General features: G+C 69.3%; 13 protein-coding genes, 1 tRNA gene and 1 rRNA gene. 12 read left to right on the top strand and 3 right to left on the bottom strand.

What is annotated here, in order from left to right; all coding sequences use genetic code 11:
- From rrf to ACIQBL_RS44845, 3 genes are all read left to right on the top strand, one after another.
- Positions 1–95: ribosomal RNA gene (gene rrf, locus ACIQBL_RS44855) — 5S ribosomal RNA — on the top strand; the annotation flags it as partial.
- Between the two features lie 113 nt (positions 96–208).
- The gene (locus tag ACIQBL_RS44850; RefSeq protein ID WP_401953961.1) at positions 209–871 is read left to right on the top strand and encodes a DegT/DnrJ/EryC1/StrS family aminotransferase; all 663 of its coding nucleotides are present in this window, start codon (positions 209–211) and stop codon (positions 869–871) included.
- 96 nt (positions 872–967) lie between these two features.
- Positions 968–1043: transfer RNA gene (locus ACIQBL_RS44845), tRNA-Thr, on the top strand.
- A gap of 50 nt (positions 1044–1093) precedes the next feature.
- On the opposite strand, the gene ACIQBL_RS44840 is transcribed toward ACIQBL_RS44845, so the two are convergent.
- The gene (locus tag ACIQBL_RS44840; RefSeq protein ID WP_401953944.1) at positions 1094–3844 is read right to left on the bottom strand and encodes a SpoIIE family protein phosphatase; all 2751 of its coding nucleotides are present in this window, start codon (positions 3842–3844) and stop codon (positions 1094–1096) included.
- A gap of 379 nt (positions 3845–4223) precedes the next feature.
- Here ACIQBL_RS44840 and ACIQBL_RS44835 point away from each other — a divergent pair, with 379 nt between their 5' ends.
- From ACIQBL_RS44835 to ACIQBL_RS44795, 9 genes are all read left to right on the top strand, one after another.
- Entirely contained in the window at positions 4224–9692 is a 5469-nt protein-coding gene (locus ACIQBL_RS44835; RefSeq protein ID WP_401953942.1) for a HAMP domain-containing protein, read from the top strand.
- Positions 9693–9936: 244 nt separating this feature from the next.
- Positions 9937–10620 carry a two-component system response regulator gene (locus ACIQBL_RS44830; protein WP_019060937.1) on the top strand — a complete coding sequence of 228 codons (684 nt, stop codon included), beginning with the start codon at positions 9937–9939 and terminating at the stop codon, positions 10618–10620.
- Between the two features lie 123 nt (positions 10621–10743).
- Positions 10744–13464 carry a DNA translocase FtsK gene (locus tag ACIQBL_RS44825; RefSeq protein WP_401953940.1) on the top strand — a complete coding sequence of 907 codons (2721 nt, stop codon included), beginning with the start codon at positions 10744–10746 and terminating at the stop codon, positions 13462–13464.
- A gap of 252 nt (positions 13465–13716) precedes the next feature.
- The gene (locus tag ACIQBL_RS44820; protein ID WP_401953937.1) at positions 13717–14568 is read left to right on the top strand and encodes a helix-turn-helix domain-containing protein; all 852 of its coding nucleotides are present in this window, start codon (positions 13717–13719) and stop codon (positions 14566–14568) included.
- 105 nt (positions 14569–14673) lie between these two features.
- Positions 14674–16146 (top strand): 30S ribosomal protein S12 methylthiotransferase RimO, encoded by a 1473-nt coding sequence (rimO, locus tag ACIQBL_RS44815; protein WP_401953935.1) that lies wholly within the window; start codon positions 14674–14676, stop codon positions 16144–16146.
- Positions 16143–16958, top strand: a complete 816-nt coding sequence (gene pgsA, locus ACIQBL_RS44810; protein ID WP_401953932.1) for a CDP-diacylglycerol--glycerol-3-phosphate 3-phosphatidyltransferase — start codon at positions 16143–16145, stop codon at positions 16956–16958. The genes rimO and pgsA overlap by 4 nt, the downstream gene beginning before the upstream one ends.
- Positions 16955–17500, top strand: coding sequence for a CinA family protein (locus ACIQBL_RS44805; RefSeq protein WP_401953930.1), 546 nt, complete (start codon positions 16955–16957; stop codon positions 17498–17500). The genes pgsA and ACIQBL_RS44805 overlap by 4 nt, the downstream gene beginning before the upstream one ends.
- A gap of 109 nt (positions 17501–17609) precedes the next feature.
- The gene (locus ACIQBL_RS44800) at positions 17610–17984 is read left to right on the top strand and encodes a helix-turn-helix transcriptional regulator (RefSeq protein ID WP_317886675.1); all 375 of its coding nucleotides are present in this window, start codon (positions 17610–17612) and stop codon (positions 17982–17984) included.
- Positions 17985–18293: 309 nt separating this feature from the next.
- Positions 18294–18587: a hypothetical protein gene (locus ACIQBL_RS44795; protein ID WP_401953927.1), complete on the top strand. Its 294-nt coding sequence runs from the start codon at positions 18294–18296 to the stop codon at positions 18585–18587.
- On the opposite strand, the gene ACIQBL_RS44790 is transcribed toward ACIQBL_RS44795, so the two are convergent.
- Both ACIQBL_RS44790 and ACIQBL_RS44785 read right to left on the bottom strand, forming a co-directional pair.
- Positions 18535–19299 carry an SDR family NAD(P)-dependent oxidoreductase gene (locus ACIQBL_RS44790; RefSeq protein WP_401953925.1) on the bottom strand — a complete coding sequence of 255 codons (765 nt, stop codon included), beginning with the start codon at positions 19297–19299 and terminating at the stop codon, positions 18535–18537. The genes ACIQBL_RS44795 and ACIQBL_RS44790 overlap by 53 nt on opposite strands.
- A gap of 32 nt (positions 19300–19331) precedes the next feature.
- On the bottom strand, positions 19332–20207 hold the full coding sequence (locus tag ACIQBL_RS44785; RefSeq protein WP_401953923.1) for an Fpg/Nei family DNA glycosylase: 876 nt from the start codon (positions 20205–20207) through the stop codon (positions 19332–19334).
- Positions 20208–20215 lie beyond the last annotated feature (8 nt).

Genomic DNA, 20215 nt, shown 5'->3' with positions numbered 1-20215 from the left:
AAACGCCCGGTTACATTCCGAACCCGGAAGCTAAGCCTTACAGCGCCGATGGTACTGCAGGGGGGACCCTGTGGGAGAGTAGGACGCCGCCGAACGAATATTGAAAGGGTTGGATCCTGAACTTCGGTTCGGGGTCCAACCCTTTTTTGTTGTGCGTCACTTGAAGTTCACGTTGCGCAATCACCATCCGAGCATGGGTACTGCTGCAATGCTCAGGGCCGCAGGCGTCGGACTCGGTGACGAGGTCGTCGTGCCGGCGTTCGGGAACGTGGAAGTCGCCGAGGCTGTCACTCTGGCGGGTGGGCTGCCGGTGTTCGCCGACATAGATCCGGTGACCTACTGCCTCGACGCGTCCGCTGTCGAAGCGGTCGTAACTCCGCGTACGGCGGCGATAGTTGTCGTACATCGGTTCGGGCGGTCGGCCGACATGACGCGGATGCTCGGGGTCGGGCAACGGCATGGGCTGCTGGTGTTGCAGCAGGGGGAGTCCGAGGCGCCGTACGACGAGGTTGCTCAGCGGCGGGAGCGGGCGGCCTATCTTGACGGCAAGTTGCGTGGGGTGCGGACGCCCGATGGTGGGGACGGGCACACCTACCAGCAGTACGTCGTGCGGGTGCCCGGGAACGGGCGTCCGGATCGTGATGCCTTCGCTCGGGCCGTGCGCGGCAGGGGAGTTGAGTGCCGGGTGCCGGTGAAGACGCCTGTGCATCGGTTGCCGGAGTTCCGGCGGTGTGTGGCTCTGCCGGAGACCGAGCGGGCCGCGGACGAGACCCTCGCGCTGCCGGTGTACGCCTCGTTGACCAGGCGGGAGATGCAGCGGATCGTGTCCGCGTGCAATGCGCTGGGGGGACTGCTCCAGCCTGCTTTCTGACCGAGTCGGGGTCAGGTGACGGTGGTTGGGCGCACGGGCCTGTTCGGGGTATGATTCTTTTCGTCGCCGCGAGGGAAACCTCGCAAAAGGTGACAGGCCCTCTTAGCTCAGTCGGTAGAGCGTCTCCATGGTAAGGAGAAGGTCAACGGTTCGATTCCGTTAGAGGGCTCCAGACATCGAAAGGCCCCGCCCAATTGGGCGGGGCCTTTCGCGTGTTCGGGGTCAGTCCTTCTGGAGGCCCGGGACTCGCATCGCGAGGATCGCCATGTCGTCGGACGGGGCGTCCGACGCGAAGCGTTCCACTGCTCGCATGACGCGGGCCGCGACCGCGCCGGCTGTGAGTCCCGTGCAGGTCGTGAGGACGTCCGTGAGGCCGTCGTCGCCCAACATGCGGGTGCCTTCGCGGCGTTCGGTGACGCCGTCGGTGACGCAGAGGAGGACGTCACCGGGGTCGAGGGTGACCGTCTGCTCGTAGAGCTCCAGGTCGTCCATGACGCCGAGGAGGGGCTGGGGTTCGGCGGCCGGTTCGACCGTGCCGTCCTGGCGGAGGCGGAGCGGGAGGGGGTGGCCGGCGCAGACCACCTTCAGCTTGGCGCTGCCGTCCTCCTGGGGCCACAACTCGCCGTAGAGGAGCGTCAGGAAGCGGCTGCGGGCGCCCTCGTCGAGGATCGCGGAGTTGAGGCGCTCCAGGACCGCGGGGCCTCCGAAACCCTCTCTGGCGAGCAGGCGGAGGGCGTGGCGGGCCAGGCCGGTGACCGCGGCGGCCTCGGGGCCTGTGCCGCAGACGTCGCCGATGGCGAAGCCGTAGACGCCGTCGCGGATGGGGAAGAGGTCGTAGAAGTCGCCGCCCACTTCGTTGCCCTCGCCGGCCGCGCGGTAGATGACCTCGACCTCGACGCCCTCGATGTGCGGGAGGTCGGGGGGCAGGAGGCTGCGCTGGAGGGACTGGCTGATGGCAGTGCGCTCCGAGTACAGGCGGGCGTTGTCGAGGGCGAGGGCGGCTCGGCGGCTCAAGTCCTCGGCCAGTTCGAGGATTTCCTGGCGGAAGTGTTCGTCGGTGGGCTTGCCGAGGGTCAGCATGCCGATGACGCGGTTGCGGGCGACCAGGGGGAGGACCACCGTCTCGCCGCCAACCGCAGAGGCCGTGGCGAGAGTTGGGCCGATGCCCGAGCTGACGCGGCGGGTCGGTTCGTTGAGGCCGAGGCTGCGCATGGAGGTGCGGAGGGCCGCCTGGTGGGCGGCCTCGGCGGGGGCGGCCCAGACGCGGGCGCCGGGGGTGGGGACCGGGTCCGGAGGGTCGATCTTCGAGAGCAACGACTTGATGCCGTCGATGAGTTCCTCGTCCTCGTGCAGGACGTAGGAGAGGTACGGGTCCGAGGCCTGGTCGGCGATCGTGTAGACCGCGCACCAGGTGGCCAGGGTGGGGACCGTCATCTGGGCCATCAGGGCCAGGGTCTGGTCGCGGTCCAGGGTGCCGGCGAGGAGGTCGGAGGCCTCGACCAGGAAGCTGAGCGAGCCGCGGCGCAGGCGTTCCAGCTCGCCCAGGCGGGCCGATTCGACCGCCAACGCGATGCGGTCGGCGGCGAATTGGAGGCGTAGCGCTTCTTCGTTCGAGTATCTGTTGGGGCCTTCGGCGGCCACTCCTAGGGAGCCGGTGAGGCGGCCCTCCACCTTCAGGGGGACCGTGACGACCGAGCGCATCCCGGTGCCGCTCAGGAGCGGTACGGCGCCGGGGACGGCCTGGAGGTCCTCGTGGACGGCCGGCATGCGGGCGGAGCCGTAGCGGCCGGGGCCGGCTTCGACGGGCACGCGCGCGAAGCGCTGGCGGGCGGAGGGCAGGCCGGTGGAGGCGCGGACCTCCAACTCCGTTTCGTCGTCGGTCGCGAGGAGGAGGAAGGCGGAGTCTCCGTCGAGCATGTCGCGGGCGCGCTCGACCGTGCGCTGGAGGAGGCCGTCGAGGTCGTCCGGTGCGGGGGAGCCGATGAACACCTCGAAGGGGTCGGTGTTCTGGCCGTCGGAGGTGGACGCCGCGTCGGGGGCGGGGCCGCGCAACGGGGTCTGCAGAACCGCGCGTTCGTGGTCCCTCACCAGGAGGCACACGGTTGACGGTTCGCCGCCGGTGTCGCGGACGCGGAGGTGGGAGGCGTAGACCGGGGTCACGCGGCCGTCGGCGCCGCGGATGCCGTAGGTGCCCTCCCAGCGGGAGAGGCGCAGGGCTTCGGCGATGCCGGTGCTGGTGCCCGGGGTGTGCGGCCAGGCGGCGAGGTCGGTGAGGGGCTTGCCAATGACCTGCTCGGCGGCGTAGCCGAAGAGTTCCTCGGCGTCCTCGTTCCAGGACGCGATGGAGCCCGTACGGTCGATCTGGACGACCGCGACGCGGACCCTGCCGTCGGCGAGCGGGAGGAGGTCGGCCGGCAGGGACGGGCCGGCCGCGCGGGTGCCCACCGGGCGTGCGGGGAGGTCGAGTTGGAACCAGACCAGCTTCTGTGTGGGCGTGTAGTCGACGCCCCAGCGGCTGGCCAGTGCCGCGCACAGCTGGAGGCCGCGGCCGCCCTCGCGGTCGGGGCTGCTCATGGTGATCGCGGCCCCCTGGAGGGGGATTTCGCGCTCCGGGTAGTGGTCGGCGACCTCGATCCGCACGCCGTCGTCACTCCGTAGGCACAGCACATCCGCGGCCGTGCCCGCGTGGACGACTGCGTTGGTCACCAGTTCGCTGGTGAGGACCACGGCGTCGTCGACGATGTCGGCGAAGCCCCAGCCCTGAAGGGTGTCGCGGACGAAGGACCGCGCGGTGGCGACCGATCGTCCGACGGGTTCGAAGCTGGCGGCCGCGCGCGCGGTGATCACAGAACTCCTCGGCCTGTTGTCGGCGGGCAGGGGCCCATGGCCGATCGGTGCCTGCCGGGGCAACGGCTGGTTCCCGGTCGGCGGGGGATCCTGGGGCGTTCCCCCAGGATGCAGTCCGGTGGTCATGGTGCGGTGCCCCTCCGATGCCTGCCCGCTCGTGCTCGTGCCACCGCCCAGGCCGGACGGAACCGGCGCGGCTGGACAGCCGCATGCAAGGTTACTTACCTTCACCGTCCATGCGGATGCCGGTCCGCAGTCTTTCCGTCCGGAGGGTGTGCGGACGATGTGCGAAGCTGCCGAACTGTTATGGCCTGGTTCAGGCAGGGTGAAACACTGGACAGGATTCTGGTGACGGTCCGGGCAGGCCGGGTGTCTTCTGTGTACGGCGGACAGCGGGCCTTGTTGAAGCCCGGTAAACCGGGCAGAGATACGCGGCAGTAACTGATACGCCGAGCAGTAGCACCCCAGCACAGCAGTAACGGTCGACCCCTGCGGGAGGGACACAGTGGAGTCTGGCGCAGCGACGCGGGCCACCAGGACGCGCGCGAAAGACGGACAGTCCCTGAAGAACCAGCGCAATCCGCGCAATGGGACCACGGAAGTGGACGCGGCCTCCTTGGACCGCCTGCTGACGGCTCTCGTCTCCATGCGGGACGGGAACTTCCGCAAGCGGCTCACGGTGTCCGGCGACGGCGTGATGTCGGAGATCGCCGCCGTGTTCAACGAGGTGGCCGACCGCAATCTGCATCTGACGGGTGAGCTGTCACGGGTGCGGCGCATGGTGGGCCGCGAGGGAAAGCTCACCGAGCGGCTGGAGGTGGGCGCCTACGAGGGTTCCTGGGCCTCGGCCATCGACGCCTCCAACGCGCTCGTGGACGACCTCGTACGGCCCGTCTCCGAGGTCGGACGGGTGCTGTCCGCGGTGGCCGAGGGTGATCTGTCGCCGCGTATGGAGCTGCGGACGCAGGCGCCGGACGGGACCGGGCATCCGTTGCGCGGGGAGTTCCTGAAGGTCGGGCGGACCGTCAACAACCTGGTCGACCAGCTGTCGACGTTCACCGACGAGGTCACGCGCGTGGCCAGTGAGGTGGGCACCGAGGGCAAGCTGGGCGGGCAGGCACGCGTGCGTGGCATGTCCGGCTCCTGGAAGGACCTCACGGAGTCGGTCAACACGATGGCGTACCGGCTGACGGCCCAGGTGCGGGACATCGCGCTGGTGACCACGGCGGTTGCGAAGGGCGACCTGTCCCGGAAGGTCACGGTTCATGTCGCCGGCGAGATGCTGGAGCTCAAGAACACCGTCAACACGATGGTGGACCAGCTGTCGTCGTTCTCCTCCGAGGTGACGCGAGTCGCCCGTGAGGTGGGCACCGAGGGCGAGCTGGGCGGCCAGGCACAGGTGCCGGGTGTGGCCGGGGTCTGGAAGGACCTCACCGACTCGGTGAACATCATGGCCGGCAACCTGACGGCACAGGTGCGAGGGATCGCCCAGGTGACGACGGCTGTCGCCAACGGTGACCTGTCGCAGAAGGTGACGGTGTCGGCGCGGGGCGAGGTCGCTCAGCTCGCCGAGACGATCAACCAGATGACCGAGACGCTGCGTACCTTCGCCGACGAGGTCACGCGCGTGGCCAACGAGGTCGGCGCCGAGGGGCAGCTCGGCGGGCAGGCGAACGTGCCGGGTGCGGCGGGGACGTGGAAGGACCTCACCGACTCGGTGAACACGGTCTTCCGGAACCTGACGATCCAGGTGCGGGACATCGCCGCCGTGACGACGGCTGTGGCCAGCGGTGACCTGTCCCAGAAGGTCACCGTGAACGTCGCCGGCGAGATGCTGGAGCTGAAGAACACCGTCAACGGGATGGTCGATCAACTGTCCTCGTTCGGTGCCGAGGTCACGCGCGTGGCGCGCGAGATCGGGGTCGAGGGTGAACTGGGCGGCCAGGCACAGGTACCGGGCGCGGCCGGTACCTGGAAGGACTTGACCGACTCGGTCAACACTGCATTCCGCAACCTCACCGGCCAGGTGCGCAACATCGCGCAGGTGACGACGGCCGTGGCCAACGGCGACCTGTCCCAGAAGGTCACCGTCGACGTGTCCGGCGAGATGCTTCAGTTGAAGAACACCGTCAACACGATGGTCGATCAACTGTCGTCGTTCGCCGACCAGGTGACCCGGATGGCCCGTGACGTGGGCACCGAGGGACGGCTGGGCGGCCAGGCGCGCGTGGACGGCGTCTCGGGCACCTGGAAGGAACTCACCGACTCCGTCAACTCGATGGCAGGGAACCTCACCTCCCAGGTGCGCAACATCGCCCAGGTGACGACGGCCGTGGCGCAGGGCGACCTTTCCCAGAAGATCGACGTGGACGCGCGCGGGGAGATCCTGGAGCTGAAGAACACCATCAACACGATGGTCGACCAGCTCTCCGCCTTCGCCGACCAGGTGACCCGGGTGGCCCGCGATGTGGGCACGGAGGGCCGCCTGGGCGGGCAGGCGCAGGTGCCCGGCGTCGCCGGTGTGTGGCGCGACCTGACCGACTCCGTGAACGGCATGGCCGGCAACCTCACCGCCCAGGTCCGCAACATCGCGCAGGTCGCGACCGCGGTCGCCCGGGGTGACCTGTCCCAGAAGATCACCGTGGACGCGCGCGGGGAGATCCTGGAGCTGAAGAACACCCTGAACACGATGGTCGACCAGCTGTCCTCGTTCGCCGAGGAGGTCACGCGGGTGGCCCGAGAGGTGGGCACCGAGGGGCAGTTGGGCGGGCAGGCCGAGGTGCAGGGTGTCTCCGGCACCTGGAAGGACCTCACGCAGTCGGTGAACTTCATGGCGAACAACCTGACCATCCAGGTGCGCCAGATCGCCGAGGTCACGACCGCCGTCGCCAAGGGCGACCTGTCCAAGAAGATCACTGTTGACGCCAAGGGCGAGATCCTTGAGCTCGTCACGACGGTCAACACCATGGTTGATCAACTGTCGTCGTTCGCCGAGCAGGTGACCCGGGTGGCCCGCGAGGTGGGCACCGAGGGCATCCTGGGCGGCCAGGCGCACGTGCCGGGTGTCACGGGCATCTGGAAGGACCTCAGCGGCAACGTCAACCTGATGGCCAACAACCTGACCATGCAGGTGCGGAACATCTCCCAGGTCGCGGCGGCCGTCGCCAACGGCGACCTGACGCGGACGGTGACGATCGAGGCGCGCGGCGAGGTCGCGCAGCTCGCCGACACCTTCAACACCATGGTGAAGACGCTGAGTTCGTTCGCCGACCAGGTCACCAAGGTGGCCCGCGAGGTGGGCACGGACGGCATCCTCGGCGGTCAGGCGCGCGTGCCCGGTGTGGCCGGCACGTGGAAGGACCTCACCGAGTCCGTGAACGGGATGGCGTCCAACCTGACCGGTCAGGTGCGCAACATCGCGATGGTCACCACGGCCATCGCCAAGGGCGACTTGACCAAGAAGATCGACATTGACGCCCGCGGCGAGATCCTCGAACTCAAGACGACGATCAACACGATGGTTGATCAGCTGTCCAGTTTCGCCGAGGAGGTCACCCGCGTCGCCCGCGAGGTGGGCACGGAGGGCCAGCTGGGCGGCCAGGCACGCGTGCGTGACGTCGACGGCACCTGGCGCGACCTCACCGAGTCGGTGAACGAGATGGCCGGGAACCTGACCCGGCAGGTGCGTGCCATCGCGCGCGTGGCGACCGCGGTGACCCGCGGCGACCTGAACCTGAAGATCGACGTCGACGCGGCAGGCGAGATCCAGGAACTGCAGGACTACATCAACAAGATGATCGCCAACCTGCGCGACACCACGATCGCCAACAAGGAGCAGGACTGGCTCAAGGGCAACCTCGCCCGCATCTCCGCGCTGATGCAGGGCCGCCGCGACCTCGACGACGTCGCCTCGCTGATCATGAGCGAGCTGACGCCGGTGGTCTCCGCGCAGCACGGAGCGTTCTTCCTCGCGCTGCCCCTGGCGGACACCGAGGGCGAGGAGGCGTACGAACTGCGCATGCTCGGGTCGTACGGCTACTCCATGGGGTCCATGCCGACCTCGTTCAGGCCCGGTGAGGCGCTGATCGGGACGGCCGCCCAGGAGCGGCGCACGATCCTCGTGGAGAACGCGCCGAGCGGGTATCTGAAGATCTCCTCGGGGCTCGGGGAGGCGCCGCCCGCGCAGGTGATCGTGCTGCCGGTGCTGTTCGAGGGGAAGGTGCTCGGCATCATCGAACTGGCCTCGTTCACGCCCTTCACACAGATCCAGAAGGACTTCCTCAACCAGATCGCCGAGATGATCGCGACCAGCGTCAACACGATCTCCGTCAACACCAAGACGGAGGTGCTGCTGAAGCAGTCGCAGGAGCTGACCGAGCAACTCCGCGAGCGGTCGGCCGAGTTGGAGAACCGGCAGAAGGCGCTCCAGTCGTCCAACGCTGAACTGGAGGAGAAGGCCGAGCTGTTGGCCCGGCAGAACCGCGACATCGAGGTCAAGAACACCGAGATCGAAGAGGCGCGGCAGGTCCTGGAGGAGCGCGCCGAGCAGCTCGCCGTGTCGATGCGCTACAAGAGCGAGTTCCTCGCGAACATGTCGCACGAGCTGCGCACTCCGCTCAACTCGCTGCTGATCCTGGCCAAGTTGCTCGCCGACAACGCGGAGGGGAACCTCTCCCCGAAGCAGGTCGAGTTCGCCGAGACGATCCACGGCGCGGGGTCCGACCTGCTCCAGCTGATCAACGACATCCTGGACCTGTCGAAGGTCGAGGCGGGCAAGATGGACGTCTCCCCGACGCGCATTGCGCTCGTCCAACTCGTCGACTACGTAGAGGCCACTTTCCGCCCGCTGACCGCGGAGAAGGGCCTCGACCTGTCCGTACGGGTGTCGCCGGAACTTCCCGCCACGCTGCACACCGACGAGCAGCGGCTCCTCCAGGTGCTGCGCAACCTGCTGTCGAACGCGGTGAAGTTCACCGACTCCGGAGCGGTCGAACTGGTCATCAGGCCGGCCGGCGCCGATGTGCCGGTGGCGATCAGGGAGCAGCTCCTGGAGGCCGGTTCGCTGCGGGACGCGGACGCGGACCTCATCGCGTTCTCGGTGACCGACACCGGGATCGGGATCGCCGGCAGCAAGATGCGGGTGATCTTCGAGGCGTTCAAGCAGGCGGACGGCACGACCAGTCGCAAGTACGGCGGTACGGGCCTCGGGTTGTCGATCTCCCGGGAGATCGCGCAGCTGCTCGGCGGTGAGATCCACGCGCAGAGCGAACCGGGACGTGGTTCGACGTTCACGCTGTATTTGCCGCTGCACCCGAGCGAACTGCCCCCGCAGGGCTACCAGCAGCTGCCCGCGCTGGAGACGGGCGACCTCCTGACGACCGCCGCGGAACTCGCCGAGTTCTCGGAGCGGGGCGAGGTGGGCATCGAGACGCCGGCCGAGGTGAGGTCGTACCACGAGACGCAGAACGGCGCCGCCGCGCTCTTCAGGCGCCGCCGCAGGGCCGTCTCCGCCATCGAGGGCGCGCAGTTGGGGCAGACGGTGCGGGACCAGTGGGCGGCCGAGGAGACCGCGCCGCCGGCGCGCCGGGGCATCCGGTTCGGCGGGGAGAAGGTGCTGATCGTCGACGACGACATCCGCAACGTCTTCGCGCTGACCAGTGTCCTGGAGCAGCACGGGCTGTCCGTGCTGTACGCGGAGAACGGCCGCGAGGGCATCGAAGTCCTGGAGCAGCACGACGATGTGACGGTCGTTCTGATGGACATCATGATGCCCGAGATGGACGGATACGCGACGACGACGGCGATCCGCAGGATGCCGCAGTTCGCCGGGCTTCCGATCATCGCGCTGACCGCGAAGGCGATGAAGGGCGACCGGGAGAAGGCGATCGAGTCCGGTGCGTCGGACTACGTGACGAAGCCGGTCGATCCCGATCACCTGTTGTCGGTGATGGAGCAGTGGATGCGGGCCGAGTGACGGGAACCATCAGCGTTCACGCGGAGTTGCTGACTCAGTGTGCCCGAAGCCGTGTAGAAGTACGGGATTCGGGGAACCTTCTGGTCTCCCGCTACGTTTCTGCTTCGTGCACAGTGACATCGCGGTGACAGGGTGTGGCGACAGGCGGGGTGCGGCTACCATGACCGGCACAAGGACGGGCGGCGCAAGAGAGTCGTCCTCTGGGGCGGCGCCCGGTGCACATCCGGGGCGAGGAGGGCGGGCCATGGTGCAGAAGGCCAAGATCCTCCTGGTCGATGACCGGCCGGAGAATCTGCTGGCGCTGGAGGCCATCCTCTCTGCGCTCGATCAGACACTGGTTCGGGCATCGTCCGGGGAGGAAGCGCTCAAAGCACTGCTCACGGACGACTTCGCGGTCATTCTGCTGGACGTCCAGATGCCGGGCATGGACGGTTTCGAGACCGCCGCGCACATCAAGCGACGGGAGCGGACCCGGGACATCCCGATCATCTTCCTCACCGCGATCAACCATGGCCCGCACCACACCTTCCGGGGGTACGCGGCGGGCGCGGTCGACTACATCTCCAAGCCGTTCGATCCGTGGGTGCTGCGCGCGAAGGTCTCGGTCTTCGTCGAGCTGTACATGAAGAACTGCCAGCTGCGGGAGCAGGCGGCGCTGCTGCGGCTCCAGTTGGAGGGCGGCGGCAAGCCCGCGGTCGGCGCGGCCAAGGAGCCGGCCGGACTGCTCGCCGAGCTGTCGGCGCGGCTCGCGGCCGTCGAGGAGCAGGCGGAGGCGCTGTCCAAGCAGCTCGACGACGAGTCGGCGGACGCGGCGGCGGTGGCCACCGCGGCGCATCTCGAACGCAAACTCACCGGGCTGCGCCGGGCACTCGACGCCCTGGAGCCGGGCACCGGCAGCGGAGCACCTTCGGTCCCGTCGCAGAACTGACGTCCGCCGCAGGCGCAGTTGTGCGTGAGCGAGCGTCAGTTCCCCGTCCCGCACGGGCGACACGAACGGGTGAAGCAGTGGGCACACGTGTCCCCTGCCGTCTCCACAGGTAACCTCACACCTATGGCCTCACGTCCCTCCGCAGCCAAGAAGCAGCCCGCCAAGAGGGCTGCTCCGGCGAAGGCTCCGGCGAAGAAGGCCGCTGCGAAAAGGGCCCCGGCGAAGAAGGCGGTCGCCAAGAAGACCGCCCGCCCCGCGCCCAAGCCGGCGCCCAGCCCCACCGGGGGCATCGTCCGGCTCGTGCGCGCCGTCTGGCTCGGCACCGCGCACGCCGTCGGCGCGGTGTTCCGCGGCATAGGGCAGGGCGCGAAGAACCTCGACCCGGCCCACCGCAAGGACGGCGTCGCGCTGCTGCTGTTCGGCCTCGCGCTGATCGTCGCCGCCGGTACCTGGGCCGACCTGCGCGGCCCGGTCGGCGACCTCGTCGAGATCCTGGTGACCGGCGCCTTCGGCCGTCTCGACCTGCTCGTGCCGATACTGCTCGCGGTGATCGCCGTCCGCTTCATCCGGCACCCCGAGAAGCCCGAGGCCAACGGCCGCATCGTGATCGGCCTGTCCGCGCTCGTCATCGGCGTGCTCGGCCAGGTCCACATCGCCTGCGGCGCGCCCGCCCGCAGCGACGGCATGCAGGCCATAAGGGACGCCGGCGGCCTCATCGGCTGGGCCGTGGCGACCCCGCTGACGTACACCATGGGCGACGTGCTCGCCGTACCGCTGCTGGTGCTGCTCACGGTCTTCGGGCTGCTGGTCGTCACGGCCACGCCCGTCAACGCGATCCCGCAGCGCCTGCGGCTGCTCGGGGTCAAGCTCGGCATCGTCCACGACTTCGACGACGAGGACGAGTTCGGCGAGGACGACGAGCGCTACGACGAGCAGTGGCGCGAGGCGCTGCCCGCGCACCCCCGCAAGCGCGGGAGCGCCCCCGAGGCCTACGACCCCGACAGCGCCGAGCAGGAGGCCCTCTCCAGGCGCCGGAGCCGCCCCCGGCGCTCCGCGGTGCCCCAGCCCGACATGAACCGCCCCATGGACGCCGTGGACGTCGCAGCAGCCGCCGCAGCGGCCCTCGACGGGGCCGTCCTGCACGGCATGCCGCCCTCGCCGATCGTCGCCGACCTCACGCAGGGCGTACGGGTGGGAGGCGACCGCGAGGACACCACCCCGACGCCCGTCCCGGCCCCCGCCGCGCGCCCCAAGCAGGAGAAGCTCAAGGTCGAGCCGGTCGAGCGCGTCGTAGCGGATCTGACCAAGGCGGCTCCCGAGGAGATGCGCGATCTGCCGCCGAGGGCAGAGCAGCTGCAGTTGTCCGGGGACATCACCTACTCGCTGCCGTCGCTCGACCTCCTGGAGCGCGGCGGTCCCGGCAAGACGCGCAGCGCCGCGAACGACGCCGTGGTGGCCTCCCTCCAGAACGTCTTCATGGAGTTCAAGGTCGACGCGGCCGTCACCGGCTTCACGCGCGGGCCGACGGTCACGCGCTACGAGGTCGAGCTGGGCCCCGCCGTCAAGGTCGAGCGGATCACCGCGCTCACCAAGAACATCGCGTACGCCGTCGCCAGCCCCGATGTGCGGATCATCAGCCCGATCCCCGGCAAGTCCGCGGTCGGCATCGAGATCCCGAACACCGACCGCGAGATGGTCAACCTCGGCGACGTACTGCGCCTCGCGGACGCGGCCGAGGACGACCACCCGATGCTGGTGGCGCTCGGCAAGGACGTCGAGGGCGGCTACGTGATGGCCAACCTGGCGAAGATGCCGCACGTGCTGGTCGCCGGAGCCACCGGTTCCGGCAAATCGTCGTGCATTAACTGCCTGATCACGTCCGTCATGGTCCGCGCGACCCCCGAGGACGTGCGCATGGTCCTCGTCGACCCCAAGCGCGTCGAGCTGACCGCCTACGAGGGCATCCCGCATCTGATCACGCCGATCATCACCAACCCGAAGCGGGCCGCCGAGGCGCTCCAGTGGGTCGTACGGGAGATGGATCTGCGCTACGACGACCTCGCGGCGTTCGGCTACCGGCACATCGACGACTTCAACCAGGCCATCCGCGACGGCAAACTGAAGACTCCGGAGGGCAGCGAGCGGGAGCTCAAGACCTATCCGTATCTGCTGGTGATCGTCGACGAGCTGGCCGACCTGATGATGGTCGCGCCCCGGGACGTCGAGGACTCGATCGTGCGTATCACGCAGCTCGCTCGCGCGGCCGGCATCCACCTGGTGCTCGCGACGCAGCGGCCGTCCGTGGACGTCGTCACCGGTCTGATCAAGGCGAACGTGCCCTCCAGGCTTGCGTTCGCCACCTCCTCGCTGGCCGACTCGCGGGTCATCCTCGACCAGCCCGGCGCGGAGAAGCTCATCGGCAAGGGTGACGGGCTGTACCTCCCCATGGGGCAGAACAAGCCGACCCGTATGCAGGGCGCCTTCGTGACCGAGGACGAGGTCGCGGTCATCGTGCAGCACTGCAAGGACCAGATGGCGCCCGTCTTCAGGGACGACGTCACCGTGGGCAGCAAGCAGAAGAAGGAGATCGACGAGGACATCGGCGACGACCTCGACCTGCTGTGCCAGGCGGCCGAGCTGGTCGTCTCCACGCAGTTCGGGTCCACCTCGATGCTCCAGCGCAAGCTGCGCGTCGGCTTCGCCAAGGCCGGGCGGCTCATGGACCTCATGGAGTCCCGGGGCATCGTCGGACCCAGCGAGGGGTCCAAGGCGCGTGACGTTCTCGTGAAGGGTGACGAGCTGGACGGCGTGCTCGCGGTGATCCGCGGGGAGTCTGAAGGGTAGACGTCCGCCGAAAGGACGAGACCGTGACTCACCCGTTAGAGATCGTCGGGCAACCGTTTCCCTTTGCCGTACGTCAAGTTGAGCGAGAAGATAGACAGGGCTCCCACCATGGGGTCCGTGTCTGACACGCCATGGGGCTGTCCGGCCATACCGATGGCGTACAAAGTCCCACCGCCCGGTTGCCCCACCCTTCAGTACCCCCCCTAGACTGAATTTCCAGCACAGGCGGCTACACGCTCGAAAGGCGCCCCCGTGTCCATCGGCAACTCCCCTGAAGACGAGCGTCCGTTCGAAGACGGTCGTTCCGAAGAGGGTCATGAGGAAGAAGCCCGCCCTTCCGTCGGCCGAGCCCTGCAGCAGGCACGTATCGCCGCCGGGCTGACCGTCGACGACGTCAGCAGTGCCACCCGGGTCCGCATCGCCATCGTGCACGCCATCGAGGCCGACGACTTCACGCCCTGCGGCGGTGACGTCTACGCCCGCGGGCACATCCGGACCCTCGCCAAGGCCGTCCACACCGATCCCGCACCGCTCCTCGCGCGCTACGACGACGCTCACGGCGGACGCCCGGCCCCGACGCCCGCGGCGCCCCTCTTCGAGGCGGAACGCATCCGTCCGGAGCGGCGCGGCCCCAACTGGACCGCAGCCATGGTCGCCGCGATCGTCGCCGTGGTCGGCTTCGTCGGGTTCACGGCGTTCAAGGGCGGCGACAGTGACGCCACGTCGGTCGCCCAGGGAGCCTCGCCCAGCGCCAGCGAGCCCGCCAAGCCGAAGCCCTCGAACAGCGACCCCGCCACGCCCAAGTCCGACCCCTCCGACAGTGCCATCGCCGCCGCGCCGCAGGACAAGGTGACGGTCCAGGTGAGCGCGGTCAACGGCCGCAGCTGGATCTCCGCCAAGGACCACAACGGCCGGATGCTGTTCGACGGACTCCTCAAGAAGGGCGAGTCCAAGACCTTCCAGGACAGCTCGAAGGTCAACCTGATCCTCGGCGACGCCGGCGCGATCCAGCTCTACGTCAACGGCAAGAAGATCCAGAACGACTTCCAGCCCGGAGCGGTGGAGCGACTCACGTACACGAAGGGCGACCCCGAAGTCGGATAAGCGGTCCGGCGAAGCGGTCCTACGGGGTGAGTGATCAAGGGGTTGGCCAAGATCGGCCAACCCCTTCGACGTGGGGTGTCAGTGGGACGAAGTAGTCTTGAGCCCATGCCTGAACGCCGTACCGTCGCACTCGTCACTCTTGGCTGCGCCCGTAACGAGGTGGACTCGGAGGAGCTCGCAGGCCGCTTGGAGGCGGACGGCTGGCAACTCGTGGAGGACGCCGAGGACGCGGACGTCGCCGTCGTCAACACCTGTGGCTTCGTCGAGGCCGCCAAGAAGGACTCCGTCGACGCCCTCCTCGAAGCCAACGATCTCAAGGGCCACGGCAGAACACAGGCCGTCGTGGCCGTGGGCTGCATGGCCGAGCGGTACGGCAAGGAGCTCGCCGAGGCGCTCCCCGAGGCCGACGGAGTGCTCGGCTTCGACGACTACGCCGACATCTCCGACCGCCTGCAGACCATCCTGAACGGCGGCATCCACGCCTCGCACACCCCGCGCGACCGCCGCAAGCTGCTGCCGATCAGCCCCGCCCAGCGGCAGGAGTCCGCCGCCGACGTCGCGCTGCCCGGCCACGGTCCGGCCGACCTCCCGGACGGCCTCGCGCCCGCCTCGGGTCCCCGCGCGCCCCTGCGCCGCCGCCTGGACGGCGCCCCGGTCGCCTCGGTGAAGCTCGCCTCCGGCTGCGACCGGCGCTGCTCCTTCTGCGCCATCCCGTCCTTCCGCGGCTCCTTCATCTCCCGCCGCCCCAGCGACGTGCTGAACGAGACGCGCTGGCTGGCCGAGCAGGGCGTCAAGGAGATCATGCTGGTCTCCGAGAACAACACGTCCTACGGCAAGGACCTGGGCGACATCCGCCTCCTGGAGTCGCTGCTGCCCGAGCTGGCGGACATCGACGGCCTGGAGCGGGTGCGGGTCAGCTACCTCCAGCCGGCCGAGATGCGCCCCGGGCTCATCGACGTGCTCACCTCGACACCGAAGATCGCGCCCTACTTCGACCTGTCCTTCCAGCACTCCGCGCCCGACGTGCTGCGCGCCATGCGCCGCTTCGGCGACACCGACCGCTTCCTCGAACTGCTCGACACCATCCGCTCCAAGGCCCCCCAGGCCGGCGTGCGCTCGAACTTCATCGTCGGCTTCCCCGGCGAGACCGAGGCCGACCTCGCCGAACTGGAGCGCTTCCTGAACGGCGCGCGCCTGGACGCCATCGGTGTCTTCGGCTACTCCGACGAGGACGGCACGGAAGCGGCCACGTACGACAAGAAGCTCGACGAGGACGTCGTGGCGGCGCGGCTGGCGCGTGTCTCGCGGCTCGCCGAGGAACTCGTCTCGCAGCGCGCCGAGGAGCGCGTCGGCGAGACCGTGCATGTCCTGGTGGAGTCCGTGGACTCCGAGGACGGCACCTACGGCCGCGGCGAGCACCAGGCGCCCGAAACGGACGGCCAGGTGCTGCTCACGAGCGGCGAAGGCCTGAGCGTCGGCCGTATGGTCGAGGCGAAGGTGGTCGGTACGGAAGGTGTCGACCTGGTGGCCGAGCCGCTCCTGGGCTCGCTCGCGTGTAGTGAGGAGGCGGGCAGATGACCGGAGTCCCGGCATCGGCGGCGGGCGGCACCTCCAGCGCGAACGGCGCACCCGCGAGCGCGGGTTCCGGTGCGGCCTCCGGTGGCGCCTCCTCGGGCGCGATGTCGGGCAACGTCTCCGGCGGTGCCTCGTCCGGTGCTGTCGACACCGGGATCGTCGAGACCGGTGTGCCCGGTGGTCCGAGGCCGGCGCGCGGTGCGAAGGTCGTCGCCGCCGCCGTCAACCAGGCGAGCGTCTGGAACATCGCCAACCTGCTGACCATGCTCCGGCTGCTCCTCGTCCCCGGCTTCGTCGCCCTGATGCTGGCCGACGGCGGGTACGACCCGGCGATGCGGTCGTTCGCCTGGGCGGCGTTCGCCGTCGCCATGATCACCGACCTGTTCGACGGTCATCTGGCGCGCGCGTACGACCTCGTCACCGACTTCGGGAAGATCGCCGACCCGATCGCCGACAAGGCGATCATGGGCGCGGCGCTGATCTGTCTGTCCTCGCTCGGCGACCTCCCGTGGTGGGTGACCGTCGTCATCCTCGGCCGGGAACTCGGGATCACGCTGCTGCGTTTTCTCGTCATCCGGTACGGCGTCATTCCCGCGTCGCGCGGCGGCAAGCTGAAGACGCTCACGCAGGGCGTAGCCGTAGGGATGTATGTGCTGGCGCTCACGGGCTGGCTGGCCACTCTGAGGTTCTGGGTGATGGCGGCGGCGGTCGTGCTGACCGTGCTGACCGGGTTCGACTATGTGAGACAGGCCATTGTGCTGCGCAGGCAGGGAATCGCCGAGCGCTTGGCCGCGGCGGAGGAGACGGAAGCGTGAGTTCCACGGCCACTGAAGTGGTGCGACTACTGACGGTGAGCGGTACGACGCTCGCTGTCGCCGAGTCGCTCACCGGTGGTCTGGTTGCGGCGGAGATCACATCGGTGCCCGGAGCCTCCAAGGCCTTCCGCGGTTCGGTCACCGCCTACGCCACCGAGCTGAAGCACCAGCTGCTCGGCGTCGACGCGACCCTGCTGGCCGAGCGGGGAGCGGTAGACGCGCAGGTCGCGGCCCAGATGGCGGCCGGTGTACGGAAAGCGCTGGGCGCCGACTGGGGCATCGCGACCACCGGCGTGGCGGGCCCGGAGCCGCAGGACGGGCAGCGCGTGGGCACCGTTTTCGTGGCTGTCGACGGCCCCTCCGGACCGGATTCGGATGCCGCCGGTGGCGGGAAAGTGTCCGCGCTGCGGTTGAACGGCGGCCGGGCGGAAATTCGTAGAGAGAGTGTACGGAGCGTACTCGCGCTGCTTCTGGAGCGGCTCGTGAGCGAACAGACCGGGAATGAGCGGGCACAGGATACGGAACAGAACGGGGGGTTTTGATGTTTGCAGCCCTGAGTGAACACGACATCGCTCCCCGCACGGCCGCGGCGCAAGGCGGTACGGTGGGGCGAGAAGGATGCGGCTACGCGGTCCGAGGAGGGAGCCACCGATGATTCTGCTCCGTCGCCTGCTTGGTGACGTGCTGCGTCGGCAGCGCCAGCGCCAGGGCCGTACTCTGCGCGAAGTCTCCTCGTCCGCCCGAGTCTCACTCGGCTATCTCTCCGAGGTGGAGCGGGGGCAGAAGGAGGCATCCTCCGAGTTGCTCTCCGCCATCTGCGACGCGTTGGACGTACGGATGTCCGAGCTCATGCGGGAAGTGAGCGACGAGCTCGCTCTCGCCGAGCTGGCCCAGTCTGCTGCGGCCACCAATTCCGTGCCCACGTCGGTACGTCCGATGCTGGGTTCCGTATCGGTGACCGGTGTGCCACCGGAACGGGTGACCATCAAGGCCCCCGCCGAGGCGGTGGACGTGGTCGCCGCGTGACGCTGACGCTGGTCTGAGCCGATGCGGCGCTGATCGGCATTGAGGATGTGCTGAGGGCCCTGGCCGGGGCTTCTCCAGTGAGAGCTGGAGAGGTGCGGCCGGGGTCTTTCACGTTCCGGGCGCCTTGTACGGCCGGGCGGTTTGTCGGTCCGTAGCGGTCCATAGCGGTCCATAGCGGTCCGTAGCGGTCCGTTTGCCGGTGCGGTCCGCTGCGGTCATGGTTGAGGCGGGTGGTGCGTCCGTGTGCCGTCGATGCGCCCTCCTCGCGGATGACCGCGGCGGTCTAGCGTTCGGCTGGAGGTGGCGGCCATGGCGAGGCGGATAGTGCGCTGGGGGGCTGCGCTGGGGTTCGGCGCGCTGTGGTGGTGGGCCGTGCTGCGGCTCGCGCTGGCGACCGATACGGGGGTGCTGGAGGGAGCCGTGGCGGCCGGGGGGTGGGGGTTGAGCCTGCTCCCGGTGCACTGTATGCCCAAGGCGCGGGCGGCGGGAGCCGTGGCCGCGGGGCGGTGGAGGGAAGCATGGCGGACGTCGGCCGCTGCGGCGGTGTCCGTCACCACGGCATCGCCACGCCCCCGTTCGGACGGAGGATCTGACCCGTCGTGAACGACGACGCGTCCGACGCCAGATGCAGCACGGTGTGGGCGATGTCCTCCGGTTCACCTACCCGGCCCAGCGGCGACAGCCGGGCCATCAGCGCCTCGGCGCGGACCTGTGCCTCGGCCTCGTGGCGGTCGGTCATCGGAGTGCGTATCCAGCCCGGCGCGACCGCGTTGACGCGGATGCCGTGCCGGCCCAGCTCCGTCGCGAGCGTCTTCGTCAGCTGGACGACGGCCGCCTTCGCGGCGCTGTAGCAGAGCAACCCGGAACCTCCGGTGTCGATCGCGCCCGACGCCATGGTGACGATGCTGCCCCTGGTGCCCCGGTCGAGCATCAGCCGGGCCGCCTCCTGGCAGGCGTACAGGACGCCCTTGAAGTTGACGTTCAGCACCCGGTCGAGGTCCTCGTCGTGGGTCTCCAGCACCGTGCTCCTGTGCATGATCCCGGCGACCGCGGCCATCACGTGCAGGTCCTCGCAGGAGTCCACGGCCTGCTTGAGCTGGGCTCGGTCGGTGACGTCGAGGTGGTGGGTACGGGCGGTGCCGCCCTGGTCCTTGATCAGGGTCGCCGTCTCGTGCAGCCCCTGCGCGTCGCGGTCGGCGCAGTGCACGGTGGCGCCCGCCTCGGCGAGCAGTACGGCGGACGCGCGGCCGATACCGCTTGCGGCGCCGGTGACGAAAGCGGTGCGTCCGGTGAGGTCGTACGCCTTGAGGGGCATGAAGGGACCGTACGAGGGTTTCTGACGGGTCGTCAATTAGTCGTACGGTGCTGAGTTCCGCGGAGTGGGGTGGTGCCCGGTGCGGGGCCCACCTGGCAGCTCGGGCACCAGTAGGTGGGGCGTTCGCGGGAGCCGTCGCCCTGGTCGGCCGTGCGGATCGGGGTGTTGCAGCGGAGGCAGGGGCGGGGTGCGCGGCCGTAGACGAACAGGTCGGGGGTGCGCGCGTTCGCGGTGCGGTGGGGGGCGCTGGTCGTGAGGGTGCTCGTGGTGTTGCGGAGGGGGCGGTCCCGGTTGGCTTCCAGGAGCCGCTTGGCGATGGTGGGGAGCTTTGCGGCGCGGTCGGCGGGGAGTGCGCCGATGGCGAGCCAGGGGGTGGCGCCGAGGAGGAAGCAGAGTTCGCTCTTGTAGATGTTGCCGATGCCGGCCAGGTTGCGCTGGTCGAGCAGGGCTTCGCCGAGGGGGCGGGTGGGGTCCGCGAGGAGGTTGGCCAGGGCCTGCTCCGGGTTCCAGTCGGGGCCCAGGAGGTCGGGGCCGAGGTGGCCCACTGCTCGGTCTTCGTCGGTCGTGCGGAGGAGTTCCAGGACGGGAAGGCGGTAGCCGACGGCCGTGCGGTCGGCGGTGCCGAGGATCACCCGGATCTGGTGGGCCGGGCCGCCGCCGCTCCAGCGCTCGCCATTGGCGTACACCCGCCAGGTGCCGTCCATCCGCAGGTGCGAGTGGAGGGTGAGGCCGCCCTCGATACGGGTCAGCAGGTGCTTGCCGCGGGGCGTGACGTCCAGGACGGTGCGGCCGGTGAGGTCGGCCGTGGCGTACTTGGGGACCCGCAGGTCGCTGCGGGTCAGCACCTTGCCCGCGAGGGCGGTGTGGAGGCGCTTCGCGGTCTGCCAGACGGTGTCGCCTTCAGGCATGGGTCAAG

It is taken from the genome of Streptomyces sp. NPDC088350 (assembly GCF_044753545.1).
Taxonomy (GTDB): Bacteria; Actinomycetota; Actinomycetes; order Streptomycetales; family Streptomycetaceae; genus Streptomyces.
Note: the sequence above shows the minus strand (reverse complement) of the source record. Positions and strands in the feature narration are given on the sequence as shown.